We start from the raw sequence: 15,142 nt of genomic DNA on the forward strand, positions 1-15,142 counted from the left end.
TCAAACAAATATTTGATTGAAAGGAGCCAGTATTATGCGTAAACAAGTACTGCCCCATAATCATGGTAAGGATATAGAGAACATTCTAAAAAAAATGCCGGATACCGAATGCTTTTTAGATGCTTCCGCTGTCTTTCAGCAGCTCTGCGACGGCTCTCGTCTGCGAATTTTATGGTTGCTCTGTCACTGTGAGGAGTGTGGCATTAATATTGCTGCAGCTGTAGGTATGAGCAATGCTGCCGTATCCCACCATCTTAAATCCTTAAAACTGAACGGCTTAGTTACAAGCCGGCGAGCCGGCAAAGAAGTATATTATACCTTGGCCAATACAGAAACAGCACAACTTATTCATCGAATAATAGATGATTTTTTTCAGATGACTTGTCCAAGCAAAGGAATTGCAGAATATATACAAGAATAGTAAAGAACGTGCTAATCCCATAACCTCTGGGGAACAGCACGTTCTTTATATCCTATCATTCTATATAAATTTATTAAATTTTTTGACCTTCAGACGCAATAGGGTGCCTATGGGAAGGAGGTAGAGGAGGTATTTCTAATTTATTAAATTTTTTGACGTTCAGTGCCCGAATTGCGTTGAGAATCGCAATAACTGAAACACCGACATCTGCAAAAATCGCTGCCCACATGGAAGCATAACCTACAGCCCCTAGAATAAGAACAACCCCTTTTACGCCTAATGAAAATACAATATTTTGCTGAACAATACGCAATGTTTTCTTGCTAACTTTCATAGCTGTGGCAATTTTTGAAGGCTCATCCGTCATAATAACAATATCTGCTGCTTCGATAGCGGCATCAGAACCCAATCCGCCCATGGCAATACCAATATCTGCTCGGGCAAGCACAGGAGCGTCATTAATTCCATCCCCAACAAATGCCAACATGCCTTTATTGTTCTTCTGTTTCATAAGAAGTTCCATCTTCTCCACTTTATCCGCTGGCAGCAACTCTGTGTAGCATTCATCAAGATGAAGGGATTGTGCAACTTTCTTTCCAACGGCGCCACTGTCTCCCGTCAACATCATTATTTTTTTGACTCCAGCCGCTTTCAAATCATGAATCGCTTGTGCTGAATCAGACTTGATTTCATCTTCAATACGAATATATCCTACATATTTGCCGTTTATGGCCACATAAACGATGGTACCCACAGAAGCATTCGCCTCATAAGAGATATTGTTCAACTTCATTAATTTAGCATTCCCTGCAAGAACTTCTTTTTCATTTATTATAGCCCTTACGCCATGCCCTGGGATTTCCTCAATATCCTTAATTTGAGAAGCATCAACAGCTTTTCCGTAGGCATTTTTAATACTCATTGCGATAGGATGATTGGAATAGTCTTCAGCATATGCAGCCAACGCAAGAAGTTCTTTCTCACTCATCTTTTCCGAGTGCACTTCACTTACAACAAAATTACCCTTTGTTAAAGTGCCTGTCTTATCAAATACAACGATTTCTGTACTGGCTAATGCCTCAAGATAGTTGCTGCCCTTGACCAAAACGCCTAATTTTGACGCTCCCCCTATCCCTCCAAAAAAACCAAGGGGAACAGAAATTACAAGGGCACATGGGCACGAAATTACAAGGAAAGTCAGAGCCCTACTGATCCAAACAGTAAAATTTTGCCCAGTAATAAGGGGAGGTACTACTGCCAGGATAACAGCTGCAAGGACAACTACAGGTGTGTAATACCGTGCAAACCGGGTAATAAAATTTTCACTTTTAGTTTTTTTATCAGAAGCATTTTCTACCATCTCCAAGATTTTAGCTACGGTAGATTGACCAAATTCTTTGGTTACTCTAACAGTAAGCTTGCCTGTCTGGTTTATGCATCCGCTGATAACATTCTCTCCAACAGTTACCTCTCGTGGAACAGATTCCCCAGTCAAAGCAGCAGTATCTAGTGAGGAGTAGCCTTTTTCTACAACACCATCTAATGGAATCCGTTCACCTGGCTTGATCTCAATAATGTCGTCCACCTGTACTTCCTCAGGATCTACCTTCACGAGAGAACCATCACGCATCACATTGGCATAATCTGGGCGAATATCCATTAAATCTGCTATAGAACGGCGGGACTTGGATACTGCATAAGACTGAAAAAGCTCTCCTACTTGGTAAAAGAGCATAACGGCAACCCCCTCGGCATACTCTGTCAGGGAAAAAGCACCAATAGTAGCTACCGTCATTAGAAAGTTTTCATCAAATACCTGACCTCGGGCAATATTCCGTACAGCCTTCCAAACAATATCTCCACCTATAATAAGATAGGCAACCAAATACAACATAAACTTTATAACACCTTCAAAGGCGAATAATACAGCTGCTGCAAAGCAAAGCCCTCCAACCAAGATACGTATTAACTGCCTTTTTTCTTTTTTGGACATGCTCATCATGGAAGTAATCCTCCTTCTATTAAAAAGCAACGGCTGAAATAACAACCGCTGCAGTAGATTTATACAAGCTTGATACGCACATACACAGGAATAAAACTATGCCATCACTTCGATATCTGGTTCAATCTTCTTTGCTATCTTTTTTGCTTCTTCTAGGATTTCATTGAATCTATCATCCGGTGCTTCTAAAATCATCTTTTGACCCATAAAATTCACTTTAACGCCGATAACACCCTCTAACTTTACAATCGCGTTTTCAATTTTTGCTGCACAGTTTCCACAATCTAGGTTCTGTAATTTGATCGTTTTTTTCATCTCATTTTCCCCCTTCAAAGTAAAGAATACATTTCTTATCCAATCATTTAAACGATTAAACAATTGTTTGATTGTTATATTATTAGTATATTTATCCTTTGATGGAATGTCAATGGAAGTTAGGCAGAAAGTCTGAATGGGAGAAAAAGTAGTCTATTTGGTATAATATTCGTATCATTACTCCAATCATTCATTGTTTACCCTATAGTTAAACGTATATCTATTTGCTATAATTTAAATAGTCATGATAGCAGATATAGGGAGGTATTCCGATGTTCTCAGCCATTCTTTCTCACTTTAGCGATCGTATCATTGCGGGGCAAGGTAAAGACCATATTTCTTACAATCTGAAAACTTTGGATGGCAAAGGAACTGCATCGGTATATTCAGTGTTTCCTGGCATTGAAATAGGTAATTTAGTCTTTCAAACTAGTCATTTAAACCCAATAAAACACGCACAAATGAATATCGTTGAAATCAACCATTGCAAAGAAGGACGAGCCGAATGCAAGATGAGCGACGGCTGTTTTCAATATATTGGTGAAGGTGATTTGTTCATGAATACGCTGAACAACTACAGCGACAGCATTGAACTACCTTTAGGATATTATCATGGCATCATGGTTCTCATCGATATTGATATAGCCGCCCCCGTAATTTTAGAGTTGTTTCCCAATATTCCTATCAATATGCAGGAACTTTCTGAGCGCTTTTTTGACCATGATAAATGCTTTCTTATCCAAGAAAAACCAGAAATCCAACACATATTTTCTGGAATGTATACAATTCCTGCCAGTGCCCGCCTTCTTTACTACCGGCTTAAAATTCAGGAGCTATTATTGTACTTGTATTTTTTTCTTCCATCCAAGGAAAAACCAAAAAAGACTTATCCACAACAACAAGTAGAGATCATTAAGCAGATACAGAAAAAAATTACCGGTGAGCCTGAACATCGTTTTACGATTGAAGACCTGGCGAGAGAATACTGCATTAGTCCCACCGCTTTAAAGTCAAACTTTAAAGGAGTTTACGGCGTACCTATTGCAACCTATATGAAGAAGTACAGGATCCAGCAGGCAGCGATTCTGCTGCGTCAGACACAGCTAAGTGTGGCAGAGATTGCTGCCAAAATCGGTTATGAAAGTCAGAGCAAATTTGGGGCAGCTTTTAAAGAGATTATGAAAATCACACCCCTTGAATACCGTAGAAAATTTGCATATACTACGAATAATTTTTAAACAGGGCCTACTGAACAAACTTGAAAGCTTTGATTTTACTGACTTAAGGCATGAATTTTCATGTAATAAATACAAAAAAATTAACATTTTTTCTGCAAAAATTTTGCAGATGAAAGCGCGTATGTATATCAGAAAATCTGTCCAAATCAAGTTTTTAGACGATTTTTTCTTGTCTTTTTGGGTTTCTACCCTTCTTACGAACAGATACGTCTCCTCCTTTAACGGTATATTTAGAAATGATTTTTGACTGTATACAGCAATATTTTTTATATCTATTGACATCAGTATATTTCTATATTATCATAATAAGGAACGGAGGTTCCTTATTATGCAAATTTTAAAAGATGAAATTAGAAATAAAATATTAGATGTAGCTGAAAATCTATTTTACCAAAATGGGTTTAGGGATACTACTACCCGCAGCATCGCTAAAGCAGTAGGTATTAGTGTTAGTAATTTGTATTTATATTATGAAAATAAGGAAGCTATCTTCTACGGAGTTACTGACGGGTTTTTTGAATACTTTATAAACGGTTTTAAAACATTTGTAAATCATGATGACAAAAGTAATGGAATGAATATTGATATTAGTCATGTTTTCCAAAGAATTATAAAAGTTGATCAAAAAAAATTTATTATTATAGCAGATAAGAGCCAAGGAACAAAATATGAAGGATTCAAAGAACAAATAATTAATATTCTCAGCAATCATATGCTATCACAAGTGAACAAGGAGTTCGTTGAAGATGAGTTAATCATATATATATTAGCTAAAAACTTTATGGAAGGAATAATTGAGATAGCTAAGAATTACAAAGATGATCGTTGGCTTGAAAAAAGTATTGGTACATTGGTTTCATATCATATAAATGGCATGAAACATTTAATGTAAATTTTTTTACCCGAATAAGGAACTATTGTTCTTTATTGCAGGTAGAAATATACTAAAAAAATTTTTGGAGGATGAATTTTATGAAAGCTGTCATTGTTGTATTTAGTCCCTCAGGCAATACGGAACGGGTTGGAAAGTTATTAAAGACTTCCCTTGAACAGAATAGCATTGGTGCCGAATTAATTAATATTGCCGGCAAAGAAAAGTACTTCTTAACCAAATATACACAAAGCTTTTTGCAAGAAATAGTTAATGAACATGATATTCTATTTATAGGGTCCCCTGTATACGCTCACCATCTTCAATATCACGTTAAGGATTTAATTGAAAGCCTTCCCAGACCTATGGATGGATGGGGAAAAATAGCAGTACCTTTTGTTACTTATGGTGGAATTCATTCAGGTATTGCTCTTGATGAAGCAGGAAAACTACTAAGAAAAAGTGGAAGGAAGGTTTTAGCCGGTTTGAAGGTATCCAGTTCACATCATATGACCAGAGCTTTTATGAAAGAAGAGTATAATAAGAATCCGGATGAAGATAAATTAATTTCTATCATCGAAGATCTTGTGCAGCTGGTTAAATCAGTTGATTTGAATTCTACAAAAGATTATTCTAACCATCTAAGATATCAGAGTGTAAAAACCTACCTAAAAGCAAAAGTAATATTCAAAGAAAAGGTTTGGCATGAAAAAAGATATCCAAAAGTGCTAATTGACTACAATAAGTGTATTCAGTGCGGTAAATGTGTCAGCGTATGTCCGGTATGCCACTTAGAGCAAGATTTGGATAGTTTAATTGTAAAAAATATTAATACACAATGTATTCATTGTTTTAATTGTATATTTGAATGCCCACAAAAAGCAATATCTCCGATGGGTGACCTTGAGAAAGCAAAAATCTTTATGGAAAATATGATCAAAAAAGCTAAGGAACATCCTGACACATGTTTATATCCAACTACATAAACCTTGTTGCGCAAAATATTATATAATTATGGAGGAAACTATTATGGGAATTAAGAAATTCTTACTAGACGGTCAATCTGAAAACGGAAATCTTATTTATAAGAAAATGTTGATGTGGTTAAATAATCCCAAAAGAGTAAAATATAATAATCCTGACAGGTTAGTGCAAGCTTCCGGAATACAGTCTGGACAAACGGTCTTGGAAATCGGTTGCGGATCTGGCTTTTTCACAGTATCTGCGTCAAAAATATTAGGAGATGAAGGTAAACTCTATTCTATAGATATTCATCCTTTAGCAGTTGAAGAAACACAAAAGAAAGTTGATCAATTAGAACTGAAAAATGTTATAGTTAAAAAGGAGGATGCTATGAAATCCTCCTTTGGAGACTCCATGTTTGACCTTGTTCTACTTTATGGTGTTGTACCTGCCCCCGTTATCCCTATGAAAGATATATCCAGAGAAATTTACAGGGTATTAAAACCCGGAGGCATCTACGCAATATGGACCCTATCACCATTCTGGTCCCCATGTACTGCACTAAAATGTGCTTCTTTTGAAAAAATGAAGAAGCTTAATGGAGTTTTTCGTTTGCGTAAAGTGAACTATCCAAATCAATGAATTTAGATAATAATAACTTTAAGATTGCAAGGTTACTTTCGACAATTGAATGGCAATTCACTTTTGTTCGTCTTCATGGATTCACACCTGATGCTTTTATACTACTCATCCACCATTCTATACCCAACGCCGACTTCAGTTAGAATATATCTGGGTTGCGCCGGCTCTTTTTCAATCTTTCTTCTCAAGCTTGCCATAAATACCCTTAATGACTGAGCTTCATTTCCAATCGTAGAACCCCATACCTCTTTGAGTATAAAGTTGTGTGTTAATACTTTTCCGGCGTGTCGGGATAGAAGCGTTAAAATTTTATATTCAATTGGCGTTAAATGAATTTCTTCATTTCTTAAACTTACAATTCTTTTTTCAAAGTCAATCTTCAAATCTCCGAGAACAAACTCACTCATACAAGCTTTCTGCTCACTTCCATGCCTGTAAATATGCCTTAAAGATACTCTTAACCGGGCTAGCAGTTCGGATATTCCAAAGGGTTTTGTAATATAATCATCTGCACCTAAATCTAATGCTTCCACTTTCTCCCTTTCCTGTCCTCTGGCAGATACTACAATAATAGGCGTATTGGACCATAATCTCACCTTTTCAATGATTCTCAATCCATCCATATCCGGTAACCCAAGATCAAGAATAATGATATCCGGGTTATGGGACATAATCAGTGTGAGTCCTTTCTCACCATTTTCCGTTTCTATATATTTATAGCCTTGTGTTCTCAAAGCGGCTGAAATAAAATTCCGAATGGCTTTGTCATCTTCAATCACCAATATCAACGGTTTATTATCCATAAAAGTCTCCCCCTCAAAGCAGGATAAATTAATCCAAAGGTAGTGAAAATCTAAAGCGTGCACCCCCTTCCTTTTTGTTATGGGCTTCAATCTTTCCTCCATGTGCTTCAACAATAGATTTACAGATAGCCAGACCTAGCCCTATACCCCTTCTGGAATCTCTTGAACTGCTTTCTGATGTATAAAATCTATTGAATATGTGTTTAATGGAATCCTCCGGCACTCCCTCACCATTGTCGGATACTTCCATATAGGCTGATTCTCCTGCCTCAAAAGCTCTAATTTCTATCGTCGTACCCTTTGGTGTGTATTTAATCGCATTATCAATTAAATTGATTAAAACCTGCTCAATTAGTTTTCCATCCATCGGCACAATAAATATATCTTCAGGTATTTGTACTTTAATAACATGGTCTTTTGCACGTTTTTTTATATGCTGAATTGCTTCTGATATTACTTCTTCAATAGATTCAGGTTTTTTTCTCAATTGCAGCTTCCCTTCATCTATTCTTGTCATGCTAAGGAGGTTCTCAACCAATCTTGTTAGCCATTCTGAATCTTCATATATTCCATTCAGCAGCTCATTCACTGTTTCCGGATCTAATATCTCTCTATTTTCCAGTATTGTTGTAGTTGCTCCTGCAATACCCGCCAAAGGACTGCGAAGATCGTGGGATAGTGCTCTTAATAAATCGCTTCTTAATTTCTCCCGCTCTACTTCTATTTTTATTTTTGCCTGCTCTTCAGTAAGCTTTTCCCTTTCCAATGCAATTGCCATTTGAACTGTTACCGAGTCTAAAAAGTGACGTTGATCGATGTCTAGGATATCATCATAACATTTAATGCCGATTACGCCCATTATCTTTTGATGGGTTTTTATTGGTACATAATAAGCAACCGAGCCTGGCAATGTATCCGTTCCAACGCCTGCATTTTTTCTATTTTTGAAAACCCAATTTACTACCGCTTCTTCATTTTTATCTAATAAATCCTGTGTCATTTTACCCTGTGCATTTAGAATCGGTTCCGCTAAATTGTCGTTCTCATCACCTAAATATACGATAATATCTCTCTTTAGAACGCTGGTAAGATACTCGATTCCCTTGACCACAATGGATTCTCTGTTAGATACATTTAAAAAGCTTCGCGTGACGTCATAAAGCATTTGCGTATGTTCTTCCCTTTTTAAGGATGTTACCATTTGATGTTGGATTCTTGAAGTCAACGTGCTGGTGATTAAAGCTACTGAAAGCATAATCGGAAAAGTAACCAGATATCCGGCATCATATACTGAAAAAGTAAATCTAGGCTCAGTAAAGAAATAATTAAATGCCAATACACTTAAAACAGATCCAATCATACCCATTAAATAACCTTTGGTTATAAGCGTCATAACAAGTACGCCAACAATATAAGCCATAATAATATTTGCTTCGGCAAATCCTATCGCATAAAAAGAGTATGCTAAAGCTGTAGCAAAAATCAGAACCCCTATAATTTTTAAGAAATCAATTTTAGAAAATGTAAATTTTAAAAACAGATCCGCATTTTTATGCTTCGGTTTTGTTCTGTTATCATAATCCTGCGATATACCTGGAATAACGTGTACATCAATATATGCAGTTAAATCCAAAAGTCTGTTTACAATATCTTTTTTTAAAATACGTAATAGAGGATTTCTCGATTTTTGATTTCGTCCTATTACGATTTTCGTTGCATTTCTCAGCTTCGCATAGCTTACCAATTGGTCAGCAATATTATCTCCATGCAATGTAACAACTTCTGCACCTAATTGTTCTGCAAGTGTCATGTTTTTCTGCAACTGTTCTTGAACCGTTTTGTCTATGTACTTATTTTCTGATGTTTGAACATAAACTGCAATCCATGTCGCTTGTAAGGAATCCGCCATGCGGGCAGCGGTCCGGATTACTTTTGCAGAAGTAGGTGCCGGACTGATACATACCAATAACTGCTCTTTGACAGGCAGTATTTTTATATTGGTTTTAGACAGGCGGGCAATTTGAACCTCTCTATTGACACGGTCGGCCGTTCTTCTCAATGCGATTTCCCTTAAAGCAACCAAATTTTCCTTTTGAAAAAAGTTGCTTTGTGCCCTTTTCGCCTGCTCCTTTCTATAAACTTTCCCCTCATTGAATCGCTTTAAAAGATCTTCCGGTTCAATATCGATTAGTTCAACTTGACCGGCTTCATCAAAAACCTTATCCGGTATGGTTTCCTTTACAAACACATTGGTTATGCTTGCAACGATATCATTTAAACTCTCAATATGCTGGACGTTGACAGTTGTGTAGACATCTATGCCCGCATCCAATAACTCATATATGTCCTGCCATCTTTTTTTATATTTAGAGCCTGGTGCATTGGTGTGCGCCAGTTCATCAACCAATATGATCTCAGGCTTTCTCTTTCCTGCCGTCTCCAAATCAAACTCTTTAATATAAATCCCTCTATAAAATACACTTTTTGTTTCCAGTACTTCCAATCCATCCAAGAGCGCTAAAGTTTCAGGGCGCGTATGGGGCTCTATATAACCGACGACTACATCTACACCGGATTTTTTGACTGCATGAGCAGCATCCAGCATCGCATAAGTTTTTCCAACACCTGCAGCATAGCCAAAAAAAATTTTCAACATGCCTTTCGCTTTTAGGTTATTTTCGGATTTTATTTTCGCCAGCAATTGCTCCGGATCCGGCCTGGTTTCCAAGTTGATATTTTTTATACCATTGCTATTCATTATTCATCACCCTACTTTTACTTAACATAGACATATTCATGAAAGGTCTATAAAAATTTGCTAATGGCAACTGTGTCTATTTCAAGATCTTCATAGAATTTACTATTTTTAGATTCGCAAGTATATACGACCACATTTTTTACATTGTATATTTTTTTTACTGCTGCTGCCAGTAAAGCATTGATATCTTCATTCTTGGTCCATATTAAGACGGTATCTGCACTTGATAGATTTGCTTTCTCTAAGGTACTTTCCTTCCTTAAATTTCCAATAACTAAATTTCCTTTGAATTCTGCAGGCAAACTTTGAGCATATTGAATTTCAGGACAAATTATTGTGAGATGATCGATAGAGCCTGCAAGGATATTGATAAAGTCCCTGCAAGCCTTACTATCTCCTCCTATTATAACATAGTTCATATGATCTCCCCCTATGCCGCAATATAACTACTCCAGATTATCAAGGTCTATATTCAATTTGACAACATTGACCCTTGGCTCACCTAAAATTCCTAACTGTCTTTTTTCTGTATTTTTTTCAATAAGATTCATCAGCACAGCTTTTTCAATATTTCTAACCTTTGAAATCCTCCCTGCCTGATAAAGTGCAGCTGCCGGTGAAATATGAGGATCAAGGCCACTACCGGATGCAGTGATGAAATCAACGGGTATTTTTTGATCGTTCTCTGGATCCAACGCTCTAATCAGCTTTATTCTTTGCTGCACTGCATCTGCTATTTCCTCTCCTGCCGGGGTTTTATTAGACCCGGAGGAGTCTCCCCCGTTATAGGGATAAGGTGATGTAGCTGAGAGCCTGGACCAAAAATACTTTTCAGATGTAAATTCCTGGCCAATCAACTCTGATGCCACAGGTTTATTGTTTTGATAAAGGATACTTCCGTTCGCCTTATCCGGAAAAATTATTTGGGCTATAGCAGTGCAGGCAAGGGGATATATGAAGCCTGTTATGATTGTCATCACTAAAACGAATTTAAAAGACTGCTGAACAACATTGTTTTTCATCTAAAACCCTCCTTATACAATCCCTATTGCTGTAATGAACAGATCGATCAACTTTATGGCTGCGAATGGTGCAATAATGCCGCCGACGCCGTATACAAGCAAATTCTTTCTTAAAAGCTTATCAGCCGGAAGTTCTTGATACTTAACGCCTTTTAACGCTAAAGGAATCAATCCTATAATGATAAAGGCATTGTAGATCACTGCCGAAAAAACTGCACTTTCCGGGCTTGATAAACCCATAATATTCAACTTGCCCAGCACTGGATACATGCCTACAAACAATGGTGGTATGATGGCAAAATACTTTGCGATATCATTTGCAATACTAAAAGTCGTTAAAGCACCTCTTGTCATTAATAGCTGCTTTCCGATCCTTACGATATCGATAAGCTTTGTCGGACTTGAATCTAAATCCACCATATTTCCTGCTTCCTTAGCGGCTTGGGTTCCTGTATTCATGGCAACAGCTACATCTGCTTGAGCCAGGGCCGGTGCGTCATTTGTACCATCACCGGTCATAGCGACTAAATGACCTTTTTGTTGGTATTCTCGAATTAGTTCAAGCTTTGCTTCCGGCGTTGCTTCTGCTAAAAAATCATCCACGCCTGCTTCAGCGGCAATCGCTGCTGCAGTTAACGGATTATCACCTGTTATCATAATCGTTTTAATACCCATCTTTCTCAGGTCTTCAAACTTTTCTTTTACTCCTGATTTTATGATGTCTTTTAAATAAATAACGCCGAGCACCTTATTATTCTTAGCAACAACCAGAGGCGTTCCACCTGCTTTTGAAATAGACTCCACAATTTCTTGGCAGCTCTTCGGGAAATTTCCGCCTTTACTTTCAACATAGCTTTTTACTGCATCAGCAGCCCCTTTGCGAATTTCATCCGCTCCAATATCAACACCGCTCATTCTCGTTTTGGCTGAGAAAGGAATAAACTTCGCTTTTAATTCATTCAAATTTCTTCCCCTCAAACCATAGTTCTCTTTTGCCAAAACTACAATACTTCTGCCTTCCGGTGTTTCATCCGCCAATGAACTTAACTGTGCCGCATCTGCCAGCTCTTTTTCACTTACACCTTGCACGGGTTTAAATTCGCTGGCCCGTCTATTTCCCAATGTGATCGTTCCTGTTTTATCTAGCAGTAATGTATCCACATCCCCGGCAGCCTCTATTGCTCTGCCTGATGTTGCTAGTACATTGGCTTGATTTAACCGGCTCATACCAGCAATACCAATCGCCGACAGAAGTGCACCGATCGTAGTAGGTGCTAGGCATACCAATAATGCAATCAAGGCAGTGATGGATGTAACTTCTCCTCTGCCACTCTGTTCTACTCCAAAAACACTATAGGGATAAAGCGTTGCTGTTACTACCAAGAAAATAATTGTAAGGGTTGTCAGTAATATTTGTAATGCAATCTCATTGGGTGTTTTCTGTCTTGTAGCACCTTCAACCATGGCGATCATTTTATCAAGAAAACTTTCTCCGGCTTCTGCAGTCACTCTTATCATCAGCCAATCGGACAACACTGTAGTTCCTCCGGTTACGGCACTTCTGTCTCCTCCGGATTCCCTTATAACAGGAGCACTCTCGCCAGTGATTGCGCTCTCATCAACAGATGCTGCACCTTCAATTACTTCTCCATCAGCCGGAATTTGCTCACCAGCTTTTACAAATACAATATCTCCTTTTTTCAGTTGTGAGGATTTGACCATTTCAAAAGAAGCATTTCTATCCGGATTTTCTAATTTTTTAGCCGATACATCTTTCTTTGCTTTTCTTAAGCTCTCCGCTTGCGCCTTTCCCCTCCCCTCTGCAATGGCTTCAGCAAAGTTTGCAAAAATGACAGTAAACCATAGCAGCATTGAAATCCCAAATATAAAACCTGCATGAGCATCTGCATATCCGAATAATGCTCCGAAGAATAAGCCCGTTGTCAATATTGCTCCTATATACACCACAAACATGACTGGATTTTTAATTTGTGTTTTCAGCGACAATTTACATATGGAATCTTTTATGGCATTTATAAAGATATCTTTTGTGACAAATTTATTTTCTTCTTTTTTCATCTTCTACAACTCCCTTCACAGATCACATTATCTAAATATCATTTGAAGATGTTCTACTAAAGGTCCTAATGCTAATGCCGGGAAGAAGCTTAATGCCCCGACCATTAATACAACTGCAATCAGCAGGCTGATAAATAGCGTATTATGCGTAACAAGTGTACCTGAAGTAACGGGTATGGTTTTCTTCTTTGCAAGGGAACCGGATATGGCAATCATCGGCAGCATGGGTCCAAATCTGGCCAGCAGCATTGCGATCCCCAGCGTAATATTTAAAAATACAGTGTTTGCGTTAAACCCTGCAAAAGCACTGCCATTGTTATTTCCTGCCGATGAATAGGCATAAAGTATTTCTGAGAATCCGTGGGGTCCAGGATTATTGAGCGAGTCCATAACACCGGGATTTACAGCAGCAATGGCAGTTCCTATTAATACCGTCACAGGCGGTATTAATACGGCCAGAGATGCCATTTTCATCTCAAAGGGTTCAATCTTTTTACCCAGGTATTCCGGCGTTCTGCCCACCATCAGTCCAGCCACAAAAACAGCTACGATCACAAAGGCAAGCATGCCGTACAGTCCTGAACCAACACCGCCAAATATAACTTCTCCAAGCTGCATCAGAAGCAATAATGGCAATCCACCCAGCGGTGTATACGAATCATGCATCGAATTTACAGAACCATTGGAAGCTGCTGTGGTAGCGGTAGCCCATATAGACGAATTCACGATTCCAAATCTTACTTCTTTTCCTTCCATATTTCCGCCGGATTGGTCCATGGAATAAGCCAAATCAACTTGGCTATTTTGACTTAATTGCGGTGTTCCTATTTGCTCCAGGGTCACTACTAAAGCAAGGCATAGGACGAATACAATCATCATGGCAATAAATAGTGCTCTGCCCTGCCGCATGTCTTTCACAAGATAACCAAAAGAAAAGCATAACGCTAAAGGTATCAGCAAAATTGACAGCATTTCCAATAAATTTGACAATGGTGTTGGATTTTCTAAAGGATGGGCTGAATTAACACTAAAAAATCCTCCCCCATTTGTTCCCAATTGTTTAATGGCAATCTGGCTTGCCGCAGGCCCCATTGCAATCCTTTGGGTAGTGATTACTGATCCGTCATCCAGAACGAGCGGTTCAATAATAGATACCTCCTGGTAAGGTTTAAGGTTTTGTACCACACCCTGGGAAACAAGCATGAGTGCTAATAGAATGGACAGCGGTAGCAGTACATACAATGTTCCCCTAAGCATATCCGCCCAAAAGTTACCGATTTTTGCAGTCTCTTTTCTGCTGAATCCCCGTATCAAAGCAAATAATACAGCCATTCCACCCGCCGCCGATATGAAATTTTGTGCTGTAAGTCCTGCCATCTGCGTGAAGTAACTTAAAGTGGTTTCCCCGCCATATGCTTGCCAGTTTGTATTCGTTGTAAAGCTCATGGCTGTATTAAAAGCAAGATCAGATGGGACAGAGCCTAATTTTTCAGGATTAAAAGGCAATATCCCTTGCAATTTTTGTATAAAGAAAACAAACAAAAACCCAAACCCACTATACATTACAACCGCTTTCAAATACTCCTTCCAATCCATTTCACGATCTTTTTCTGTTCCTATTAATTTATATATAAAATTTTCTACCGGCCTTAAAAGAGGGCTTAAGGCTACTTTTTCCCCTTCATATACCTTAGCCATGTATTTACCTAATGGTTTTCCAAGTAAGACTAATAGAATCAGATACAATGCGATTTGCGTAATAATATTCATCATAGCTCTTCCCCCTTCATCAATACAAAAAACAAATATACCAGCAAAACAACTACAGTTATTAAGGAAACAACCTGAATAAAATTCATATGCACCACCCTTTCAAGTTTATTTATATTTTTATTTTATCAACCTGGATATAAATATTGGATTAAGACCAGAGTGGATGGTATAAAGATTTTGTTAAGGTTTTTATTCTCACATAAACAGATTCCAATCTCTCTCCCCGCACATATGATGATAGAAAGGTGATTTTGG

14 protein-coding genes are annotated in these 15,142 nt (G+C 38.0%); 5 read left to right on the top strand and 9 right to left on the bottom strand.

Going from position 1 to position 15,142, the window contains the following annotated elements; translation table 11 throughout:
• The first annotated feature begins 34 nt into the window (after positions 1–34).
• The gene (locus Gferi_RS07600; RefSeq protein ID WP_069975127.1) at positions 35–421 is read left to right on the top strand and encodes an ArsR/SmtB family transcription factor; all 387 of its coding nucleotides are present in this window, start codon (positions 35–37) and stop codon (positions 419–421) included.
• Between the two features lie 73 nt (positions 422–494).
• Here Gferi_RS07600 and Gferi_RS07605 read toward each other — a convergent pair whose 3' ends face one another.
• The gene (locus tag Gferi_RS07605; RefSeq protein WP_330389618.1) at positions 495–2,423 is read right to left on the bottom strand and encodes a heavy metal translocating P-type ATPase; all 1,929 of its coding nucleotides are present in this window, start codon (positions 2,421–2,423) and stop codon (positions 495–497) included.
• Positions 2,424–2,519: 96 nt separating this feature from the next.
• Positions 2,520–2,738: a heavy-metal-associated domain-containing protein gene (locus Gferi_RS07610; RefSeq protein ID WP_069975128.1), complete on the bottom strand. Its 219-nt coding sequence runs from the start codon at positions 2,736–2,738 to the stop codon at positions 2,520–2,522.
• A 272-nt stretch (positions 2,739–3,010) separates the two neighbouring features.
• On the opposite strand from Gferi_RS07610, the gene Gferi_RS07615 reads away from it, so the two are divergent.
• From Gferi_RS07615 to Gferi_RS07630, 4 genes are all read left to right on the top strand, one after another.
• Positions 3,011–3,976: a helix-turn-helix domain-containing protein gene (locus Gferi_RS07615; RefSeq protein WP_069975131.1), complete on the top strand. Its 966-nt coding sequence runs from the start codon at positions 3,011–3,013 to the stop codon at positions 3,974–3,976.
• A 328-nt stretch (positions 3,977–4,304) separates the two neighbouring features.
• Positions 4,305–4,868 carry a TetR/AcrR family transcriptional regulator gene (locus tag Gferi_RS07620; RefSeq protein ID WP_069975133.1) on the top strand — a complete coding sequence of 188 codons (564 nt, stop codon included), beginning with the start codon at positions 4,305–4,307 and terminating at the stop codon, positions 4,866–4,868.
• Positions 4,869–4,948: 80 nt separating this feature from the next.
• The gene (locus Gferi_RS07625) at positions 4,949–5,833 is read left to right on the top strand and encodes an EFR1 family ferrodoxin (RefSeq protein WP_069975135.1); all 885 of its coding nucleotides are present in this window, start codon (positions 4,949–4,951) and stop codon (positions 5,831–5,833) included.
• 43 nt (positions 5,834–5,876) lie between these two features.
• Positions 5,877–6,452, top strand: coding sequence for a class I SAM-dependent methyltransferase (locus tag Gferi_RS07630; protein WP_069975137.1), 576 nt, complete (start codon positions 5,877–5,879; stop codon positions 6,450–6,452).
• A 101-nt stretch (positions 6,453–6,553) separates the two neighbouring features.
• Here the strand turns inward: Gferi_RS07630 and Gferi_RS07635 are convergent, their stop codons facing one another.
• From Gferi_RS07635 to Gferi_RS29445, 7 genes are read right to left on the bottom strand one after another with little or no spacing between them, the layout of a single operon-like run.
• Positions 6,554–7,255, bottom strand: a complete 702-nt coding sequence (locus tag Gferi_RS07635; protein ID WP_069975139.1) for a response regulator — start codon at positions 7,253–7,255, stop codon at positions 6,554–6,556.
• Positions 7,256–7,283: 28 nt separating this feature from the next.
• The gene (locus Gferi_RS07640) at positions 7,284–10,013 is read right to left on the bottom strand and encodes a sensor histidine kinase (RefSeq protein ID WP_069975140.1); all 2,730 of its coding nucleotides are present in this window, start codon (positions 10,011–10,013) and stop codon (positions 7,284–7,286) included.
• A gap of 47 nt (positions 10,014–10,060) precedes the next feature.
• Complete coding sequence (locus Gferi_RS07645; RefSeq protein WP_069975142.1) at positions 10,061–10,432, bottom strand: NAD-binding protein; 372 nt, start codon at positions 10,430–10,432, stop codon at positions 10,061–10,063.
• A 27-nt stretch (positions 10,433–10,459) separates the two neighbouring features.
• A complete protein-coding gene (gene kdpC, locus Gferi_RS07650) occupies positions 10,460–11,035 on the bottom strand; it encodes a potassium-transporting ATPase subunit KdpC (RefSeq protein WP_069975145.1) in 576 nt (191 codons plus the stop codon).
• A gap of 12 nt (positions 11,036–11,047) precedes the next feature.
• Positions 11,048–13,114 (bottom strand): potassium-transporting ATPase subunit KdpB, encoded by a 2,067-nt coding sequence (gene kdpB, locus Gferi_RS07655; RefSeq protein ID WP_069975148.1) that lies wholly within the window; start codon positions 13,112–13,114, stop codon positions 11,048–11,050.
• 27 nt (positions 13,115–13,141) lie between these two features.
• Positions 13,142–14,887, bottom strand: coding sequence for a potassium-transporting ATPase subunit KdpA (gene kdpA / locus Gferi_RS07660; RefSeq protein ID WP_069975150.1), 1,746 nt, complete (start codon positions 14,885–14,887; stop codon positions 13,142–13,144).
• A complete protein-coding gene (locus Gferi_RS29445) occupies positions 14,884–14,973 on the bottom strand; it encodes a potassium-transporting ATPase subunit F (RefSeq protein WP_156782342.1) in 90 nt (29 codons plus the stop codon). Before Gferi_RS29445 ends, kdpA begins: the two co-directional genes overlap by 4 nt.
• Positions 14,974–15,142 lie beyond the last annotated feature (169 nt).

Source organism: Geosporobacter ferrireducens (genome assembly GCF_001750685.1).
Taxonomy (GTDB): domain Bacteria; phylum Bacillota; class Clostridia; order Peptostreptococcales; family Thermotaleaceae; genus Geosporobacter; species Geosporobacter ferrireducens.

Excerpts from the sequence above, each read along its gene's own strand:
- Gferi_RS07645 (WP_069975142.1), bottom strand. The coding sequence starts at position 10,432 with ATGAACTATGTTATAATAGGAGGAGATAGTAAGGCTTGCAGGGACTTT.
- Gferi_RS29445 (WP_156782342.1), bottom strand. The coding sequence starts at position 14,973 with ATGAATTTTATTCAGGTTGTTTCCTTAATAACTGTAGTTGTTTTGCTG.
- kdpC (WP_069975145.1), bottom strand. The coding sequence starts at position 11,035 with ATGAAAAACAATGTTGTTCAGCAGTCTTTTAAATTCGTTTTAGTGATG.
- kdpB (WP_069975148.1), bottom strand. The coding sequence starts at position 13,114 with ATGAAAAAAGAAGAAAATAAATTTGTCACAAAAGATATCTTTATAAAT.
- Gferi_RS07610 (WP_069975128.1), bottom strand. The coding sequence starts at position 2,738 with ATGAAAAAAACGATCAAATTACAGAACCTAGATTGTGGAAACTGTGCA.
- Gferi_RS07605 (WP_330389618.1), bottom strand. The coding sequence starts at position 2,423 with ATGATGAGCATGTCCAAAAAAGAAAAAAGGCAGTTAATACGTATCTTG.
- Gferi_RS07640 (WP_069975140.1), bottom strand. The coding sequence starts at position 10,013 with ATGAATAGCAATGGTATAAAAAATATCAACTTGGAAACCAGGCCGGAT.
- Gferi_RS07630 (WP_069975137.1), top strand. The coding sequence starts at position 5,877 with ATGGGAATTAAGAAATTCTTACTAGACGGTCAATCTGAAAACGGAAAT.
- Gferi_RS07625 (WP_069975135.1), top strand. The coding sequence starts at position 4,949 with ATGAAAGCTGTCATTGTTGTATTTAGTCCCTCAGGCAATACGGAACGG.
- Gferi_RS07615 (WP_069975131.1), top strand. The coding sequence starts at position 3,011 with ATGTTCTCAGCCATTCTTTCTCACTTTAGCGATCGTATCATTGCGGGG.
- Gferi_RS07635 (WP_069975139.1), bottom strand. The coding sequence starts at position 7,255 with ATGGATAATAAACCGTTGATATTGGTGATTGAAGATGACAAAGCCATT.
- Gferi_RS07600 (WP_069975127.1), top strand. The coding sequence starts at position 35 with ATGCGTAAACAAGTACTGCCCCATAATCATGGTAAGGATATAGAGAAC.
- Gferi_RS07620 (WP_069975133.1), top strand. The coding sequence starts at position 4,305 with ATGCAAATTTTAAAAGATGAAATTAGAAATAAAATATTAGATGTAGCT.
- kdpA (WP_069975150.1), bottom strand. The coding sequence starts at position 14,887 with ATGATGAATATTATTACGCAAATCGCATTGTATCTGATTCTATTAGTC.